Raw genomic sequence first — 18921 nt, 5'->3', positions numbered from 1 at the left:
AGAGCAAGGGCGAATGACCCGGGAGGAAAGGAGTGGAAAGGATGAAAGGGTTCAAAAGACTGTCATTGCCATTCTTGGTGATGCTTGTGCTCGGCTCTGTTCTTGCAGGCTGCGGCAGTAAATCCGGTAATGTAAAGGTGAAGATCGGCGAAGTTACCCGTTCCGTGTTCTATGCGCCTGAATATGTGGCCTTATCGCAGGGCTTTTTCAAGGATGAAGGGCTGGATGTAGAGCTGCAGACGATACCGGGCGGAGATAAAACCATGACGGCCCTGCTCTCAGGAGCAATCGATGTGGCGCTGGTCGGTTCGGAGACCTCCATTTATGTGTACCAGCAGGGGGCGGATGATCCTGTAATCAATTTCGCCCAGCTTACGCAGCGGGATGGAACCTTCTTGTTCGCGCGTACACCGGACAGCCATTTTACATGGGACAAAGTGAAGGGCTCGACCTTCCTGGGTCAACGGCAAGGGGGCATGCCTCAGATGGCGGGCGCATTCACGCTGCGCAGCAAGGGGATTGATGCGGGGAAGGATCTGACGCTGATCCAGAACATTGATTTTGCTAATATTGCCGGCGCGTTTGCTTCAGGGACCGGGGATTATGTGCAGCTGTTCGAGCCTCAGGCATCGATCTTCGAGAGTGAAGGCCGGGGCCAGGTGGTTGCTTCCTTCGGGGTAGAGAGCGGTTATCTGCCGTATACGGTATTCATGTCCAAGCAGAGCTACATTACTAAGAATCAGGACACGGTGCAGAAATTCACCAATGCGGTCCAGCGTGCCCAGTTATGGGTGAAGGCTCATAGTCCTGAGGAGATTGCTGACGCGGTCATGCCTTATTTTGAAAAGATTGACCGGGGCATTGTGGTCTCTGCCATCAGCCGTTATAAGGAACAGGATACCTATGCGGTGAATCCGGTAATTGATGACAAGGAATGGAATAATCTGCTGGATGTTATTGACCATGCCGGTGAGCTGAAGGAACGAATCCCTGCCGCTAAAATAGTTAATAACAGCTTTGCAGAGCAGGCAGAGAGCACCATCAAGGAGTGAGGAGGCCGACCACTATGCTTCCAGTAGTCGAGTTGAAGGAAGTCACGCACGCCTATCTGGGAGACCGCGAGGCTTCGCTTGCTATAGAGGATCTGAATCTCAGCGTTGGCCAAGGCGAGTTCGTCAGTCTGGTCGGACCGAGCGGCTGCGGCAAAACAACGATTCTGTCGATCATCGCCGGGCTGCTGCAGGCTTCACGCGGTGAGGTGCTGCTCAGCGGACGTAAGGCCGCGGGACCTTCGCCGGAAGTCGGCTATATGCTCCAGCAGGACTATCTGTTTCCCTGGAGGACGATTGAGGATAACGCGCTGCTCGGGCTGGAGCTGACCGGAAGGCTCACCGGAAGCTCGCGTGCCAAATCCTTGCAGCTGCTGGCCGATATGGGGCTGGAAGGCAAGGAGCAAGCCTATCCGGCACAGCTCTCAGGAGGGATGCGCCAGCGTGTTGCCCTCGTGCGGACACTGGCTACCGACCCCAGCCTGCTGCTGCTCGATGAGCCATTCTCGGCGCTGGACTACCAGATTAAGCTGCAACTTGAGGATCTGGTCTCGGAGACGCTGATGCGCCGGGGAACCACGGCTATTCTGGTTACGCATGACCTGTCTGAAGCGATTGCGGTCAGCAGCCGGGTCATTCTGCTCCAGCCGAATCCGGGCAGAATCCGCAGAATTTTTGAGATTCCGGAAGCGATTCGCCGCACCCCGCCGCTGTATGCGCGGGACCTGCCGGGCTTCGCGGAGCTTTTTCACGAGGTATGGAAGGAAATGGAGCTGGCAGGGAGGGAAGAGATGTGAATACAGAAGTGCAGCCCCGTGAGACGGCCTCCCGTGCGCAGTGGCTGGAACAGAAGCATGCGGATTACAGGAAGAAGAAGCTGCGCCGCAAGAGTCAGGTGCTTATGGTCCGGAGCAGCCTGCTGCTGGTGTTCTTCGTGTTCTGGGAAGCCGGGGCCAGAATGGGCTGGATCGATGAGCTGCTGTTCAGCTATCCGACGAAGGTGTTCGGGCAGATCTGGGAGGACATGATCAGCGGCAGTCTGTGGCCGCATCTGGGAATGACCGTGGGCGAGACCGCGGTGGGCTTTATTCTGGGTACCTTAATCGGAACGCTGCTGGCTGTCGTCATTTGGTGGTCGCCTTTTCTGTCCGCCGTCCTGGACCCTTATATGGTTGTGTTCAACAGTATGCCGAAGGTGGCGCTCGGCCCAATCTTCATTGTAATGTTCGGGGCAGGCTTCACCGCCATCGTCATTACCACCTTATCGATTACCGTGATTATCACGACGCTGGTAGTGTACAACAGCTTTTGCAGCGTGGACCCGAATCTGGTCAAAGTGGTTCGCTCCTTCGGCGCTTCCAAGAGCCAGGAGTTCTGCAAAGTAATTCTCCCGGCGTCGTTCCCGGCTGTGGTCTCCACTCTCAAGGTGAATGTCGGTATGTCCTGGGTCGGCGTCATTGTCGGTGAATTTCTGGTTGCGAAATCGGGGCTGGGGTATCTGATTATTTACGGTTTTCAGGTGTTCAACTTCACCCTGGTCATGTCGAGCCTGCTCATTATTGCGGCTGTGGCTACGGCCATGTACCAGCTGGTGGTGTATGTGGAGAAGCTGCTGCTGTCGAGACGGTAAGAACCATGTCATATTGTGTCTCTTGGCAAAATCTTGTACCATGACTATATCTTTATCTGAATGTTGAAGCTTAACGGTGTAGGAGAGATATTCACATGGGATTTCGTATTATTAAAACGGCGGCTGCAACTCTGCTGTCTATTCTGCTGGCAGCCGCCGCTGGTATCCCTAATGCCCAAAGCGCGGGATTGCTGGCCATTCTCGGGGTGGAAACGACCCGTAAAAGGAGTCTACGCACGATTTCGGCGCGCTTTTTCGCCTCATTGGTGGGACTCTTTTTGGGCTGTATTCTGTTTTGGGCCCTAGGCTTTCATTATTGGGTACTAGGACTGTATGTATTGTTCGGCTTCCCGCTGATCGTCAAATCCGGCTTCAAGGAAGGGATCGTCACCAGCTCGGTCATTGTGTTCCGCGTGTTTGGACAAGCTGATATCACGGTTCATATCCTGCTGCAGCAGGTGGAGCTGCTGATTATCGGCCTCGGCTCCGCCGGACTTGTGAACTTCATCTACATGCCGCAGACCGGCGGGATCATTGCGGGCATCCGCAAAGAGGTGGACGGCTACTTCTCGGTCATCTTCCGGCAAATGGCCAGAACGCTCCGTGATCCCGGCTATATCTGGGACGGGAAAGAGCTGATCGGGGCAGGGGAGGCTGTGCAGAAGGGGCTGAGCGCAGCATCCAGGGAAATGGAGAATCATGTGATCCACCCGGATGAAGCCTGGAATGTGTACTTCTATATGCGTAAGGAGCAGCTGGAGTCTATCCAGAATATGATGCAGCTGCTCTCGCAGGTCTACCGGCAGCTGCCGCACGGAGATATGGTGGCAGAGCTTTTCGACCAGCTTAGCGGCGATGTGCTGGCTGAGGAATATACCGGCCGGACCGAACGGCTGCTGGAGGAGCTGCAGCAGGAGTTCCAGGAGATGGAGCTGCCGGATTCGCGTGAGGAATTCGAGATCCGCTCCGCGATTCTGCAATTATGCCGTGAGCTTGCGCTGTATCTTAAGATTGCCAAACGCTATAAAAGCCCGGTGGAGCTGCGTCCGGCGAAGGACAAGCAGCCTGCGAAGGGCAAAGCGTAAGCAAATCCATGTAATTTAGGTGTCAGGTATTCACAATCCGGTGTAAAATAACGATAAGAAACATAAGCACCGCAAGTGAGCTTGTCTCTTAAGTGATGTCCAAAACTCAAGAATCTTGGTCTGGCAGGTGAGGAATATGAATAACAGCAATGATCAATATATCGGCAAACAGCTGGTAGCGAACCTTTTCAATCATAGCGGTGTATTTGTCTTGCCGGCATTGACCCTGCTTACCGGAGAGCATATCCGCCTGATTACACAGCACAAGATCGTTCTGGAGCCGCAGGATGTGGTCCAGGTCGATAGCGCTGCATTCTATCAGTTGGCTGTGGATGACTGTACGGCGGCGATGGAGAGTATTTTTGAGCAGCTGCGCTATACGAAGACGAAGCGTCTGCCGATGATTGAGCTCAGGAATGAAGTGATCCCGTTCATTCAGCAGGTGAGCGAGAAGAATGATTTCTTTGGAATATTGTCTGCGCTGCAGACTAAGGATGACTATACATACAGGCATAATGTGGCGGTGGGCATCATCTCTACGCTGCTCGGCAAATGGCTGAAGCTGAAGCCGGACGAGCTGAGTATGCTGACGATTGCTGCGACGCTGCATGATATCGGCAAAATTATGATTCCGGCCGAGATCCTCACCAAACCGGGTCCGCTGAGTGAGGATGAATATGCCCTGATGAAGAAGCACACGACCTATGGCTATGAGATGATCCGCGATACGGTGGGCACCAATCATATGCAGGCGCTTGTGGCGCTGCAGCATCACGAACGGATGGACGGCAGCGGCTACCCCTTCGGCGTGCTGGGCCACCGGATTACGGATTTCAGCAAAATCGTGGCGGTGGCGGATATTTTCCACGCAATGACTTCAGACCGGTTCTACCGTACAGCTGCGCCGCTGTATGAGGTGCTTAAGCAGATGGATGAGAACGTCTACGGCAAGCTGGACCCGTATATCTGCAGTGTGTTCATTAATAAGCTGATGCAATCGATGATCGGCAATGAGGTGCTCCTGACGGACGGGCAGATCGGCAAAATCATTATGATTCTGGCCCATGACCCGCTGCGTCCGCTGGTGAACATCGGTGAGGATTTCATTGATCTCAGCCGCCACCGGCAGCTTGGCATCGTACGTGTACTTTCCTAGCAGGGAGCCTGGCCCCTTCCCGGCTTAAGATGTTGGCACAACAAAAAGTAGCGGTTTTCCCGGTTAGGGGGAGCCGCTACTTTTGTTTTTTTTCGGGTCAGGAGATTCATAATGGACTAAATCCGGCAATAAAATGAAGCAAAGGGCTTCAGTTACGGCATCTGAGGGCTTACCCAAATTTATTTCTACTCTAACAATCAACAAATGCCCAGAACGTGCATACACTTGATAGTGAATGATTGTATGGAGGAGGTTCAAAGATGTCATTAAGCCATAAACGTCAAACAAGGGAGATCATTACGAAGGCAATTTGCGGCAAAGGTCGTAAGTTCTCTACCGCAACCCATACCGTGACTCCGCCACATCATCCGACTAGTATTCTGGGGGCTTGGATCATTAACCACCAGTACGAAGCGGTTGCCGCCGGGAACGGAATCGAAGTAATCGGTACCTATGATGTGAACATCTGGTATTCGTACGACAAAAACAAGCAGACCGAGGTTGCCAAGGAAACGGTCTCCTATGTGGAGCTTATTCCATTGTCGTACCTCGACCCGAGACACCGTGCTTCCACGGCACAGGTCTCTGCGGAGGCAACGCAGGAACCCAATTGTGTGGAAGCCGGGGTATCGCCGGGCGGAGGCAGTGTGACACTCCGGGTGGAACGCGAGTTCGATGCGGAACTGGTGGCTGAGACCAAGCTCCGCGTGTTTGTCAGTGATCAGAGTGACGATCTGGAAGACAAGGATTATGATTTTGAAGGCGAGAATTATGATTACGATGATCTGGACCCTGACGCTCTGGATGATGAGTTGTAGGAAGGAATATGCCGCTGCCTGAAGTACTGTGTGGGTTATGATCCATTATATGATGAGAGGGCAGCGGCGTAGAGGGCGAATGCCCTCTTTTTTTTAAAATATTTTTTTAAATGGTAAGGATGTAGGCTTCATACTGTTAAGTATCCTTCAAGGCACAGAGATGCGTAGGGGAATGCTTGCGCTGGAGGCGCGGCATTCATCAGGAAAGTTAAACGGGGCAGCGTTTGAATGTCCAAGTATACACCGCAGCGGCGATCAAGCTTCGGGTGCAATTTTTGTGCTATTTCCACTTGAACATTTGGGGGTCAGGCTTCCTCAGCGGCTTATCGCTCAAAGGGTATTGTCCGGTATTAGGACGGTGCGCGAGGGGATACGGCTCTGAGGAATTTCGTATGGGCGGAGGCATTAGACATGAATGAAGGGCTGAACATATTCCGGCAGCTTGCGCCGGAGCAGATCGAACGCAGGCTCCGGCGCTGCGGGATTGAGGCCGACTCCAATTCTATCGCTAGAGGGGCACGGCGTGAAGATACAAGAGACACCCATGCTCATTCACATGGACAAGACCCCGCAAGCTACAGACAGCACTACCGCGTGCTTATTTTCAATCTGACCGTGTTGGACTGCCAGCCGCTCGGAGCTGGAGCGGCTATGGGCGGGGGGCGGGGGGTTGGAAGGTTGGGTAGGGATGATGGGGGAGTAGCTGGATGGCAAGGGGAGTATAGGAATGGTGTGGGAGGAGCTGGGGGGCAAGATGAGTATAGGAATGGTGTGGGAGGAGTTGGAAGTCAAGGCGGGAATGGGAGTGGTGGGGGCGTATCTGGAAGGCAAAGTGAGTATGGGAGTTTCGTGGATGAGCTTGGCAGTTTAGGTGGTGGGGTAAGGGGGCTGCGGGGGGCTGCAGGGGTTCTGCAGACTTCAGCGGTGCGGGCGCTGTATAGTCTGGGCCTGGATAGCGGCGAGGTGGAGCTGCGGGCCATGGGCGAGCGGCGGTACATGGTGACAGGGATCACTCCGGTGATGCCCGATCCCGCTGGAGCGCTGCCTGAGCCGTACGGGTCAGCTTCCGCAGCGCTTGCGCGGATGCTTGACAGTGAGCAGCCGGGCCGGCCTGGGCTGCTCATGGGCATGGACCCGGAGTTCCTGCTGCTCCGGGAATCCACGGGCCGCGTCGTGCCGGCGTCGCGGTACCTGCCCATGGACGGCGTCGCGGGCTGCGACGCCGGACCCCCGGGAACGCGCGGCGTGTTCCCGGTGGCGGAGCTGCGCCCTGCGCCGCGCGGGGAACCGCGCGCGCTGCTGGCGCAGCTGATGTCCGCCGCACGCGAGGCGGACCGGCTCATTGCCGACCGCTCGCTGCGCTGGCGGGCGGGAGGGATGCCGCTGCGGGGCTGGGCCCTCGGCGGCCACCTGCACTTCAGCGGCGTCACGCTGTGTGCGCCGCTCCTGCGTGCGCTAGATAACTATCTAGCGCTGCCCCTGTTCCTGCTGGAGGACATCCGGGCTGCGGCCCGGCGTCCCCGCTATGGCGTGCTCGGCGATTTCCGCCCTCAGCCGCATGGCGGCTTCGAGTACCGGACCCTGCCGAGCTTCCTGGTCTCCCCGGTCATCGCCAAAGGCGCGGTCTGCCTGGCTCACCTGATCGTGAGCCATTATGAAGACCTGCCACTGCGCCCGCTCGACCGGGAAGACCTGCATGCCGCCTTCTACAGCGGCGGCAAAGCTCCTCTGCGCACAGCCTGGCCTCCTCTGGAGGCGCAGCTGCGCACACTGGGCGGCTACGCAGCCGCCGCCCGGTGGATTGATCCGTTGCTGCGCGCCATAGCGGAGCAGCAGAGCTGGGATGAGTCGCGGGATATCCGCGGCTCCTGGGTACAGAGCGCCCCGCCGGATTCCGGGGCGCTGCCGTCCGGGCGGGCGGATGCTTATCAATAGAGTCCGCCGCCCGTCAAGTCCCGATAGCCGCCGGTTACAGCTTTTCTGCACCACTAGGTGTGGGAAGCTGCTGCTTTGGCGGCTATTTTTTAAAACAAACAATTCTTCATGAAATTTCGTTCTAGTTTGACACAGAAAACGGTGGCACTCTGAGGTTACTTTTGATCATTCACTCATGGCTCGCTTATACAGGAGACGGATGGTTAAACTGATTTTCACTACTTCCACGTAAAATCTGATATCTGCTACCAATACAAGTGACTATTCTAATCCCGCTATCGCAACTACATGGGTCTGTTGAAGTAATTAACGAAGTGAATATCAAAGTGGTTGTATTTACTGCAGCAGAATCGTCGTTTGCCAGCGCTGAGATACATTCTGATGTAGTTTGTACATTAGAATTCTGGAATTTGGTCCGAAAACTCTCCTTGTAAGGATTTCTAATGTACGAAGTGCAGCAGATCCCATTTATCAGCCAATTACAGGGCCATCTAATGTACAAACTACAATAGAATAAAAAGCCTGCCGGAAATCTCATCTCCTTCCCCCAAGTTACTCACGGCTGCCCCTACATCCTCGCCCAGCCCAGCATCCTGCCTCACCCGCTCCTCGCACTCGCATCCTGCCTCACAAGTTACTCACACCCGCCCCCCACATCCTCACACGCCCCAGCATCGACTTACACCTGCTCCAACATCTTCACATTCCTCCCACCCCCAAACCATATATCTCCCACACTCTCACCCCTCACTCCCCCCTATTCCTCTAAGTGACACCCCTCCCTCTACCGCCATGAACATCCGCCCCAACTTTTAGCAACCGCCGCAGGCGTGCCGGGGGTAACCCGGGGAGCGGAGTTTCTGCTATAATAGAGAACAGTATGAAGTAGGTATGGAGGTAGACGATGGCAAACTATACGCCGATGATTCAGCAGTATCTCAAAGTCAAGGAGGGGGCTAAAGACGCTTTCCTTTTCTTTCGTCTGGGCGATTTCTATGAAATGTTCTTCGAAGATGCACTGCTTGCATCCAAAGAGCTTGAGATTACATTAACAGGCCGTGACGGCGGGATCGGTGAGAAAATTCCGATGTGCGGGGTGCCGTATCATGCCGCCGAGGGGTACATACAGCGACTGATCGAGAAGGGCTACAAGGTCGCGATCTGCGAGCAGCTGGATGATCCTGCGGTGACCAAAGGGATGGTCCGCCGCGATATCGTCCGGGTCGTTACACCGGGTACAGTGATGGACGGCAAGATCATTTCGGACAAAAGCAACAACTACCTCGTCTGCGTAACAGAGGAAGACGGGATGATGGCGCTGGCCGCCTGCGATTTGACGACAGGTGAGCTGTATGTCACCTCGGTACTCGCAAGCACCGAGTGGCTGCGCGACGAGATTGGCATCTACGAGCCCGCAGAGATTATTGGGGATTCGGCCCTGCTGGAGGAGCTGCGCAGTGAAGCTTCCCTGCTGGCCAAGCCTGTGGTCTATACCCCGTGGGACAAGCAAGAGGAAGCGCTGGCCCGCCGCCAGTTCGGTGAAGCGGCCTGGGTCCGGCTGGAGAAGGAGCGCGGCCGTGCCCTGGCGCTGCTGATCTCCTATTTCAGCGAGACACAGCGCCGTTCACTAGGGCAACTTACCCAGATCTCGCCTTACGAACCAGGGAATTATATGATTCTCGATCCGTTCACCCGGCGTAATCTGGAGCTGACCGAGACCGTGCGGGAACGCTCCAAAAAAGGCTCGCTGCTCTGGCTCCTAGACCGTACCGAGACCTCCATGGGCGGCCGCCTGCTGCGCCGCCGGATTGATAAGCCGCTGCTGCAGCGCGCGCCGATTGAGCGCCGTCTGGAAGCCGTTGACTATCTGTATAACCAGTTTATTGTCCGCGAGGACCTGCGCGGGGCGCTGAAGGAGATCTATGATCTGGAACGGCTTGTCGGACGGATTGCCTTCGGCAGCGCCAACGGGCGGGATATGAACGCACTGAGGCTGTCCCTGGCCCAGATTCCTGCGCTGAAGGAGATGTGCCTGACCTCTGGTTCCTCTACCTTAAGGGAGATCGGCGCAACCATGGATGAATGCGCGGAGCTTCGTGAAGATATTGAACGGGCGATTGTGGAGGATGCACCGGTGTCCGTGCGTGACGGCGGAATTATCCGTGTGGGTTACCATGAGCGGCTGGACGAGCTGCGGGAAGCCAGCAGCAGCGGCAAACGCTGGATTGCCGAGCTTGAAGCGAAGGAACGCCAGGTGACCGGAATCAAATCCCTTAAGATCGGCTACAACAAAGTCTTCGGATATTATATAGAAATTACCCGCTCCAATCTGTCCTCGCTGCCGGAAGGCCGTTACGAGCGCAAGCAGACGCTGGCCAACGCCGAGCGTTATGTAACTCCTGAGCTGAAGGAGAAGGAAGCACTGATCCTGGAAGCCCAGGATAAGATGACAGATCTGGAATACAGTCTGTTCACCGAGCTGCGCGAGCGGATTAGCAGCCAGGTTCCGCGCCTGCAGGCGCTGGCCGAGAAGGTGGCGGAGATTGATGTGTATCAGTGCTTAGCAGCGGTCAGCGCCGAGCACCGGTTCGTGAAGCCTAAGCTATCCGACAGCTACGATCTGCGGGTTGAAGGCGGACGCCATCCGGTAGTAGAGGCAGTACTGAAGGATTCGGCGTTCATTGCCAACGGCAGCACACTCAGTAAGGACGAAGGCAATATCCTGCTGATCACAGGACCGAACATGGCCGGCAAAAGCACGTATATGCGCCAGGTGGCGCTCATCTGCATCATGGCCCAGATCGGCTGCTTCGTGCCTGCGGCCAGCGCCGAGGTGGCACTGATCGACCGCATCTTCACGCGGATCGGTGCAGCGGATGACCTGATCGGCGGCCAGAGCACGTTCATGGTCGAGATGGCTGACATTCAGGTCATGACCGAGAAAGCAACTGCCCGCAGCCTGATCATCATCGATGAGCTGGGCCGGGGGACCTCGACCAGCGAAGGGATGGCGATTGCCCAGGCGGTGATCGAATACGTGCATGATACCATTGCCTGCAAGGCACTGGTATCGACGCATTTCCATGAGCTGGCCCATCTGGAGCAGAGCCTTGAGGGGCTGCGGAATTATTCGATGGCAGTCCAGGAGAGCGGCGACAAGGTGAACTTCCTCCGTAAGCTTGTGCCGGGAGCTGCGGACAGCAGCTACGGGATTTATTGTGCAAGGCTGGCTGGATTGCCGGAAGGGATTATCGACCGGGCCTACGGACTGCTCCAGAGCATTGAGCAGGCTTCTCCGCCGGGCAGCGCAGCGCTGAATTACGGCACGGGTTACAGTGACCGGAGCGGGGGCGGAACAGTCATACAGGAGCATCAGGCTAGCGCTGCGCAGACGCCGGATGCCGGAGAAGGAGCTGCCACAGGCAGCCAATCCTATTCGGCTGAACGCACCACGCAAGCTTCAACTCATTCGGACCCGTCTTCCGAAGCAGCAGCTTCTATGGCTGCCGTACAGCGGGAAGCTGCCGTATCCCTTGCTTCTCCTGTAGAGGAAGAGGACAATGAAGTAGTGCAGCTGTCTATTTTTGGCGAGGAAGAGCCGCGTAAGAACCGTAAGGGCGGTGCAGCGGCACCGGCCGTCAAAGACAATCCGCTGCTCAAAGAGTTAATCAACGCCGTGCAAGGCGCCGATCTGATGAATATGACCCCGCTGCAGGCGATGGGCCTCTTGAATGAGCTGAAGCTGAAGGCAAGAGAGCTATAGTTCAGCGGTATATGGGCCAAATATATGTGAAAAACAGCATACATTGTACTCGCAAGCAGGCACACGGCCCGAATGTATGCGAAAAACAGTATACATTGTGTTCACAAGCAGGCACACGGCCCAAATGTATGTGAAAAACAGTATACATTGTGTTCGCAAGCAGGCACACGGCCCGAATATATGTGAAAAACAGCATACATTTTGTTCACAAGCAGGCACACAGCCTGAATGTATGTGAAAAACGGCATACATTGTGTTCGCAAGCTGGCACACGGCCTGAATGTATGTGGAAAACAGCACGCATTGTTGCTCGCACGAAGGTAATCTTAATCATCCGTTAGGATGATTATCTCGCTGAAACGGATGCTGTCCCCGAAAGGACTGCAAAGCCGTTTCTACTTGTCAGAATAAGGCTTTTACAGTCCGTTAATATTCAATACTATCTATAAAAATTAGTAAATGCGGGGTGAACGAATATGGCTAAAATTCATGTGCTGGATGAGCATATTGCCAACCAGATTGCGGCCGGGGAGGTAGTCGAGCGTCCTGCTTCCGTAGTGAAGGAGCTGGTGGAGAACGCGATCGATGCGGGCAGCACCCGTATTGAAGTCTCTGTGGAAGAGGGGGGACTGCAGAGCATCCGGGTGAAGGATAACGGCTCGGGAATCGAGCCGGAGGACTGCGAGACTGCCTTCTACCGCCATGCGACCAGCAAAATTGCCAGCGGCCGTGATCTCTTCCTGATCACCAGCCTCGGCTTCCGTGGAGAAGCGCTGGCGAGTATCGCGGCGGTCTCGAAGCTGACCCTGCTGACCGCAAGCGGAGACGACGGCAAGGGACGGGTGCTGGATATCGAGGGCGGCAGGCTGATCCGTAATGAAGATGCAGCTTCCGGCAAGGGAAGTGACCTTACCGTGCGCGAGCTGTTCTATAATACGCCTGCACGCCTGAAGTATATGAAGAGCATCCAGACTGAGCTGGGCCATATCTCGGATGCCATGTACCGGATGGCACTGGCCCACCCGGATATCTCCTTCACCCTCCAGCATAACAGCAATCAATTGCTGCATACGCTGGGCAACGGAGACCTGCTGCAGGTGATAGCTGCTGTATATGGTACCTCAGCGGCCAAGGCAATGCTCCCTGTGTCTGCGGAAGATCCGGACTTCCGGATCTCCGGCTATATCAGCCGCCCCGAGTGGACACGCTCGAATCGCAATGCGGTTACGACGCTGGTCGGGGGCCGTTACATCCGCAGCAACGGACTGAATGCAGCCATTATGCGCGCTTACCATACGCTGCTGCCGATCAACCGTTATCCGCTGCTGGTCCTGAAGCTGGAGATGCACCCGTCGCTCGTGGATGTCAACGTGCATCCAGCTAAGCTTGAAGTGCGCTTCAGCAAAGAACCCGAGCTGTACGGGTTCATAGAGCAGCAGCTCCGCTCGCTGCTGATGGGCCAGAGCCTGATTCCGCGCCCCACTAAGGAGATTATCGGCGGCAAGAACAGCAGCTCATTCATTCAGGAGCAATTTGCCTTCTCCAAAGGTGCAGCTCCGGGCAGTGTTCAGCAAGGTACGGAAGCAGGAGGCACAGATAAGTCTGTAGATCCGCGCAGCTACGGACAGGGATTACCTGGCGGTGCTGGCGCTGGAGGGGGCAGCCAGCTGCCTTCCAGCGGAGCGAACGGCGCTCTTTTCTCTGGCAGCGCTGGTCCATTAACTAACCCTGCCGCTGGAGGCCCTCACGCTGCTTCCCAAGCATTCGGGAATACCCAGCCATATAGCAGCAATACGCAGCAGGCCAGAGAGACGGCCGCTGCATACAGCGGCGGTAACGCCACCCAGGGTTCATACCGCCAGCCGTCCACCGGCCCCCGCGACAGCTACCGTCCTCAGGCAGCCATCGCTGGCCGGGGGCAGCAGCAGGCGGCCGGGGAGCTGTACGCACCTGCGGAGCAGACCGGCTCGGGTCTTCCTCAGTTTCCCGAGCTGAATTATATCGGCCAGCATCACGGAACCTATATCATCGCCCAGAATGACAGCGGGCTGTACCTGATTGACCAGCACGCTGCGCATGAGCGGGTGAATTATGAATTTTATTATGAGAAATTTGGCAAGCCGGAAGATGCCTCCCAGGAGCTTTTGCTGCCGATTACGCTGGAGTTCACGCCTTCGGAGAGCAGGCAGCTTAGCGAACGGCTGCACTGGTTCGAGCAGGCGGGGGTTGTGCTTGAGCATTTTGGCGGGCAGACCTTCCTGGTTCGTTCCCTGCCGTACTGGTTCCCGGAAGGGGACGAGAAGGCGGTCATTGAAGAGATGGCAGAGTGGGTCTTAAGCGAACGGTCGATTGACCTCGCCAAGCTGCGCGAGAAATCCTCCATTCTCTGCTCCTGTAAGGCTTCGATCAAGGCCAATCAGAAGCTTACAGAGCTGGAAGTGGAATCGCTCCTCACCAGGCTCGCGGCCTGCCGTCAGCCTTATACCTGTCCGCATGGACGTCCGATCGTTGTGTCGTTCTCGGCTTATGATTTGGAGAAGCTGTTTAAGCGCGTTATGTAGTGGCTATATTGTACATTTATAGAGTGCAGGATCGGAGGCAACATGATTATAACCACGGGCTTTGACCCGATACCGCAAGTGGTGGCCCGGGCCCGGGAGCTTGCGGAACGCACAGGCTGCGCCTATGCTCCGAGAGCGAAATTCTCGATGGGCAAGATGGTGGAGCATTATGGGGACGAACAGATTCTGGTAGTCCTCCAGGAGGCAGTCCGGCTGATTACACCGGCAATGCCGCCGATGGAATTCCATCCCAGCATGGGTTTTGTCCGCGCCAAAAGATTCTTAAGAGGTGAGCCGGACCCCATGATCGATGCCGCAGGCATGCTCCCCGGCGACAGTGTGCTGGACTGCACGGCCGGACTCGGAGCGGATTCGCTGCTGTTCGCAGTCACTGGAGGAGAGACCTCCAAGGTGACGGCGCTGGAGAGTTCGCTGCCGCTGTACGCCTTACTGCTGGAAGGGATGAGCGGGTATGTATCCGGCCAGGTGAAGGTGAATGAGGCGCTGCGCCGTATTGATGTGCAGCACGGGGACCATCTGGAATACCTGCGGGCCCAGCCGGACAAGAGCATCGACATTGTCTACTTCGACCCGATGTTCCGGGTGCCGCTGACGGATTCGGCGGCGATCTCGCCGCTGCGGCAATTCGCCAATCCTGCTGCGCTATCGGCTGACAGCGTGGCTGAGGCCACCAGGGTGGCACGCAAGACCGTGCTGCTCAAGGAGAAGGCGCTGAGCGGAGAATTCACCCGCCTCGGCTTCAAGGAGCTGCTGCGGGCCAATGCCAAAACATCGTACGGGGTGATTACCATTGACAACTGAGACGAAACGCAAAGTGCTTGTACTGCTGGGACCAACTGCGGTCGGAAAAACCAGACTGAGCCTGGAGCTGGCCGAAGCGCACGGAGCCGAGATCATCTCCGGGGACTCAATGCAGGTCTACCGAGGGATGGATATCGGTACGGCCAAGATTACGCCTGAGGAGATGAAGGGGATCCCCCATCATCTGATTGATATTCATGATCCGCAGGACGCGTATTCCACGGCTGAATTCCAGGAACAGGGGGCCCGGCTGATCGAGGAGATCAGCGCGAGAGGCAAGCTGCCTTTTATTGTGGGCGGAACAGGACTGTATATTGAATCGTTATGCTACGGCTTCCGCTTCTCTGAAGCAGTGGCTGACGAGGCATTCCGCGAGCAGCAGGAGGCTTACGCCGAAGAGCATGGGGCTGATGCCCTGCATGCCCGGCTGGCAGCGGTGGACCCGGCCAGCGCGGAGCGGCTGCACCCCAATGACCGCAGGCGGATCATCCGCGCGCTGGAGATTTTTCACCAGACGAACGTCCCGTTATCCGACTCCCTGGCCGGCCAGAACAAGGAGTCTCCCTATGATTTATGCCTGATCGGTTTGACAATGGACCGGAAAATACTATATAAACGTATTGAAGAGCGAATCGATCAGATGCTGGCGGATGGCCTCGTGCCTGAGGTGCAGCGGCTGCTGGATCAAGGCTACGGCAGGAGTCTTGTGTCTATGCAGGGTCTGGGCTACAAGGAAATTGCCGCCTACCTGGAAGGGGAGATGACGCTTGAGGAAGCCGTGGTGCTGCTGAAGCGTGATACCCGCCGGTTTGCCAAGCGGCAGTTGTCATGGTTTCGCCACATGAAGGAGATTCAGTGGATTGACGTCCTGGAGAGCCAAAACTTTTCTGAGAATTTTGCGAAATTAAATGGTATAATAGCAGGAAAGTTTCTTACAGGTCTTGAATATACTTCTGAACAATCTAATTGAACCATTGGGGGTACGTCATATGAACAAGTCCATTAACATTCAAGATACGTTCTTGAACCAGCTGCGCAAAGAGAATATCCCTGCTACAGTATATTTGACCAACGGCTTTCAAATCCGGGGAATTATCAAAGCGTTCGACAACTTCACCATTGTCATCGACAGTGACGGGCGCCAGCAGATGGTGTACAAGCATGCGATCTCCACGTTTACTCCGCAGCGAAGCGTATCACTGATGCAGGACAACAATAACGAGAATTAAGATTTTACTGTTTTGAAGCGAAACCTTTTTGTTTATAAATCGTTTGAATAGAGAGTGCGAGAGAGCAACCTGAGAAGGTTGTTCTTTTCATTCGTGAACATCATTTATGTTTTTTCCGTTAAGGGAGTCAGGAGGCAGCATGTCCAGAGACCAACTAACCCGGAGCGGCGGCAATAGAAACAGAGGAAGTCAGCCGTCTAGCTCCCAAGGGAAGCCGAAGAAAAAAAAGAAAAGGTTCTTAACCAAAAAACGTGTGCTGTGGAGTTTGTTTTTTTCAGTTGCGCTGGCTATTTTTTGTGCGCTGGGCGGGTATTTGTTCATCATGCTGAACGGGCAGAAGCTGCTGGATGAGAACCGGGATAAGCTGACGGTGAATCCGCCGACGCAGATTTTTGACCGGAACCGGAATCTGATCGGCGAGCTGTCGCTGGAGAAGAGCGACCCGGTGGAATACCAGGATATTCCCAAGCTGCTGATTGACGCATTCGTAGCCACCGAGGACAAAAGGTTCTTCGAGCACAACGGGGTGGATCTCTGGTCCATCGGACGCGCGGCTGTCAAGGATATTGCGGCGCGCAGCATGGTTGAAGGCGGCAGTACGATCACCCAGCAGCTGGCGAAGAATATCTTCCTGACCCGGGATAAGACCTTCTTCCGTAAGGCGACCGAGGTTTCGATTGCCGTGGCACTGGAGAAAACAGAAACCAAAGAAGAAATCATTAAGATGTACCTGAACCGGATTCCTTTCGGCGGAACGGTTTACGGGATTAAGGCTGCTTCCATCCGTTATTTCGGGGAAAGCAATCTGAATAAACTTGAGCTGTGGCAAATAGCGACCTTGGCTGCAATGCCCAAAGGGCCATCCCGTTATAATCCGCTGCGTAACCCCGAGCTGTCGAAGGAACGCCGCGGCGTAGTGCTTCAACTCATGTATGAGCAGAAGCTGATCACCAAGGAGCAGATGGACGAGGCGAAGGTAGTGGATTACAACTACAAGCCGCCTGAGAAGAAGCAGCGTTACCAGGCATTCATCGATTATGCGATTGGTGAGGCTGAGGACAAATTCGGGCTGACCGAGGATGATCTCAACATCGGCGGCTATAAGATTTATACAACCATGGATAAGCATGCCCAGGAGACGATTGAGGATGCTTTTGCCGACAGTGATAACTTCGAGAAGAGTGTGGACGATGAGCTGGTCCAGGGCTCAATGACTATTGTGAATCAGGAGAATGGCAGCGTTGTAGCCTTGATGGGCGGACGTAATTATGAGAAAAAAGGCTACAGCCGGATCGACGGCAGCCGCCGCTCACCGGGTTCTGCCTTCAAGCCCCTGGTATCCTATGCACCGGCACTGGAATCCGGCAAATTCACGAATGATTCCATGCTGAGTAATGAGAAGCAGTGCTTCGGCAAATATTGTCCGAACAATCTGCACGGGTACTCGAAATCGATCAGTATGAGTGATGCGCTGACGAAGTCGGAGAATATTCCGGCGGTCTGGCTGCTGAATGAGATCGGTGTGAATACCGGCTTCCAGTTCGCCAAGAAGCTGGGGATCAACCTGAAGGATGAAGACAAGAACCTGTCGCTCGCCCTCGGCGGGATGAGTGAGGGGACGAACACGATGGAGATGGCCCAGGCTTACAGCGCCTTCGCCAATGGCGGAGAGTTGCGGGAGGCATATGCTATCAAGTCGATAGCCGACAGTGATGATAAGACGGTCTACAAGGCGAACACCAAGCCAGACCGTGTAATGAGTGAACAGACGGCTTATCAGATGACAGAGATGATGCAGCGTGTTGTACAGGACGGTACGGGTAAAAAAGCGAAAATTAACCGTCCGGTAGCCGGTAAGACCGGTACAACGCAGAGCGGGTATAAGGGCATCAGCTCGAACCGTGATGTCTGGTTCGTCGGCTATACGCCGGAATGGACGGCTGCAGTATGGATGGGCTATGACAAGCCGAGCAAAACCCATCTGCTTAAGAACAGCAGTCCGCTGGCCGCTGCCTTCTGGGGCAAGGTGATGGAGAAGGCGCTAGAAGGTGTACCTGCCAAGCAGTTCCCGGTACCGAAGGGTGCTGCTCCAGAGGTAGAGGCTACACCGACACCTGAAGCGGTATCGGCGGTAGCGGGCTTCCAGGCTGCTTATGATCCATCCACGATGACGGTGAACATGAGCTGGAATCCTGCTGCGGCCAGCGGGGTAGAATACCGTATTTACCGCCGTGAGACCTCTGAGACGGACTTCACATCGATTATGAACACCATGGCCTCGAATATCGGAGACATCAGTGCGATGCCGGGACTGTCCTATGAATATTATGTGACTGCATATTATCAGGAGCTTGATCAGGAGAGCGAACCGTCCGAGACTGTAACTGTGTCCGTTCAGGATGAGCTTCAGACCCCTGAGCCAGAGATAACGCCTGACCCGAATATGCCTACGGATAACCCCGATAACGGCGGCGATTCAGGAAATGGCGATAACGGCGGCAATCCGCCGGATAATGGACCAGGAAATAACGGTTCTGGTAATAATGGACCGGGCAACCATGGTCCAGGTAATAACGGCAATGGTCAAGGAGGGGAGGGCGGCAGCGGAGCAGCCACATCCCCTCCTGAGATGACACCGCCGCCTGCCACGCCAGAGCCGTTACCGACACCGGCACCGGAGGCGACGAGCGGTACTGTCGATCCCGGAATCATCCCTGACCCGAATGCCGGAACCGATCCGGCAAGTGATCCGGGCAGCGGTTTTGTTGAAGGCCCCGGCAATGTGCATTAGACTGACATGAAGTCAAATTTATAGCATTAACGATTACCCTGACAGCTCCGGGAGCTCTGCACTATGCAGAATTGCCGGATGT

Annotated in this window: 13 protein-coding genes; all 13 read left to right on the top strand. The window is 55.4% G+C overall.

Going from position 1 to position 18921, the window contains the following annotated elements; translation table 11 throughout:
* Positions 1-41 precede the first annotated feature (41 nt).
* The 13 genes from NYE24_RS05690 (at position 42) to NYE24_RS05630 (ending at position 18839) form a co-directional block, all read left to right on the top strand.
* Positions 42-1052 (top strand): ABC transporter substrate-binding protein, encoded by a 1011-nt coding sequence (locus NYE24_RS05690; RefSeq protein ID WP_342478273.1) that lies wholly within the window; start codon positions 42-44, stop codon positions 1050-1052.
* Positions 1053-1066: 14 nt separating this feature from the next.
* Positions 1067-1846, top strand: a complete 780-nt coding sequence (locus NYE24_RS05685) for an ABC transporter ATP-binding protein (protein WP_340753306.1) — start codon at positions 1067-1069, stop codon at positions 1844-1846.
* Positions 1843-2679, top strand: a complete 837-nt coding sequence (locus NYE24_RS05680) for an ABC transporter permease (RefSeq protein ID WP_342478272.1) — start codon at positions 1843-1845, stop codon at positions 2677-2679. Before NYE24_RS05685 ends, NYE24_RS05680 begins: the two co-directional genes overlap by 4 nt.
* 95 nt (positions 2680-2774) lie before the next feature.
* The gene (locus NYE24_RS05675) at positions 2775-3764 is read left to right on the top strand and encodes an aromatic acid exporter family protein (RefSeq protein ID WP_341185488.1); all 990 of its coding nucleotides are present in this window, start codon (positions 2775-2777) and stop codon (positions 3762-3764) included.
* Between the two features lie 136 nt (positions 3765-3900).
* Positions 3901-4920 carry an HD-GYP domain-containing protein gene (locus NYE24_RS05670; RefSeq protein WP_036699042.1) on the top strand — a complete coding sequence of 340 codons (1020 nt, stop codon included), beginning with the start codon at positions 3901-3903 and terminating at the stop codon, positions 4918-4920.
* Positions 4921-5180: 260 nt separating this feature from the next.
* Positions 5181-5738 (top strand): outer spore coat protein CotE, encoded by a 558-nt coding sequence (locus NYE24_RS05665; RefSeq protein WP_036699039.1) that lies wholly within the window; start codon positions 5181-5183, stop codon positions 5736-5738.
* 411 nt (positions 5739-6149) lie between these two features.
* Positions 6150-7673: a hypothetical protein gene (locus tag NYE24_RS05660; protein ID WP_342478271.1), complete on the top strand. Its 1524-nt coding sequence runs from the start codon at positions 6150-6152 to the stop codon at positions 7671-7673.
* Between the two features lie 904 nt (positions 7674-8577).
* The gene (gene mutS / locus NYE24_RS05655; protein WP_076158232.1) at positions 8578-11436 is read left to right on the top strand and encodes a DNA mismatch repair protein MutS; all 2859 of its coding nucleotides are present in this window, start codon (positions 8578-8580) and stop codon (positions 11434-11436) included.
* A gap of 476 nt (positions 11437-11912) precedes the next feature.
* Positions 11913-13997 carry a DNA mismatch repair endonuclease MutL gene (mutL, locus tag NYE24_RS05650; RefSeq protein ID WP_076158229.1) on the top strand — a complete coding sequence of 695 codons (2085 nt, stop codon included), beginning with the start codon at positions 11913-11915 and terminating at the stop codon, positions 13995-13997.
* A gap of 42 nt (positions 13998-14039) precedes the next feature.
* Positions 14040-14819: a class I SAM-dependent methyltransferase gene (locus tag NYE24_RS05645; protein WP_341025566.1), complete on the top strand. Its 780-nt coding sequence runs from the start codon at positions 14040-14042 to the stop codon at positions 14817-14819.
* Positions 14809-15789, top strand: a complete 981-nt coding sequence (miaA, locus tag NYE24_RS05640; protein WP_342478270.1) for a tRNA (adenosine(37)-N6)-dimethylallyltransferase MiaA — start codon at positions 14809-14811, stop codon at positions 15787-15789. The genes NYE24_RS05645 and miaA overlap by 11 nt, the downstream gene beginning before the upstream one ends.
* Positions 15790-15808: 19 nt before the next feature.
* Entirely contained in the window at positions 15809-16048 is a 240-nt protein-coding gene (hfq, locus tag NYE24_RS05635) for an RNA chaperone Hfq (protein ID WP_036695479.1), read from the top strand.
* A gap of 139 nt (positions 16049-16187) precedes the next feature.
* A complete protein-coding gene (locus NYE24_RS05630) occupies positions 16188-18839 on the top strand; it encodes a PBP1A family penicillin-binding protein (protein ID WP_342478269.1) in 2652 nt (883 codons plus the stop codon).
* Positions 18840-18921 lie beyond the last annotated feature (82 nt).

It is taken from the genome of Paenibacillus sp. FSL H7-0350, assembly GCF_038593195.1.
Classification (GTDB): Bacteria; Bacillota; Bacilli; order Paenibacillales; family Paenibacillaceae; genus Paenibacillus_AQ.
The sequence above is the reverse complement of the archived record's forward strand: the minus strand, read 5'-3'. Positions and strand labels throughout refer to the sequence as shown.

Bases quoted from the DNA above. Each gene is read 5' to 3' on its own strand.
- NYE24_RS05630 (WP_342478269.1), top strand. From the start codon at position 16,188: ATGTCCAGAGACCAACTAACCCGGAGCGGCGGCAATAGAAACAGAGGA.
- NYE24_RS05675 (WP_341185488.1), top strand. From the start codon at position 2,775: ATGGGATTTCGTATTATTAAAACGGCGGCTGCAACTCTGCTGTCTATT.
- mutL (WP_076158229.1), top strand. From the start codon at position 11,913: ATGGCTAAAATTCATGTGCTGGATGAGCATATTGCCAACCAGATTGCG.
- NYE24_RS05660 (WP_342478271.1), top strand. From the start codon at position 6,150: ATGAATGAAGGGCTGAACATATTCCGGCAGCTTGCGCCGGAGCAGATC.
- hfq (WP_036695479.1), top strand. From the start codon at position 15,809: ATGAACAAGTCCATTAACATTCAAGATACGTTCTTGAACCAGCTGCGC.
- NYE24_RS05670 (WP_036699042.1), top strand. From the start codon at position 3,901: ATGAATAACAGCAATGATCAATATATCGGCAAACAGCTGGTAGCGAAC.
- NYE24_RS05645 (WP_341025566.1), top strand. From the start codon at position 14,040: ATGATTATAACCACGGGCTTTGACCCGATACCGCAAGTGGTGGCCCGG.
- mutS (WP_076158232.1), top strand. From the start codon at position 8,578: ATGGCAAACTATACGCCGATGATTCAGCAGTATCTCAAAGTCAAGGAG.
- NYE24_RS05690 (WP_342478273.1), top strand. From the start codon at position 42: ATGAAAGGGTTCAAAAGACTGTCATTGCCATTCTTGGTGATGCTTGTG.
- NYE24_RS05665 (WP_036699039.1), top strand. From the start codon at position 5,181: ATGTCATTAAGCCATAAACGTCAAACAAGGGAGATCATTACGAAGGCA.
- NYE24_RS05685 (WP_340753306.1), top strand. From the start codon at position 1,067: ATGCTTCCAGTAGTCGAGTTGAAGGAAGTCACGCACGCCTATCTGGGA.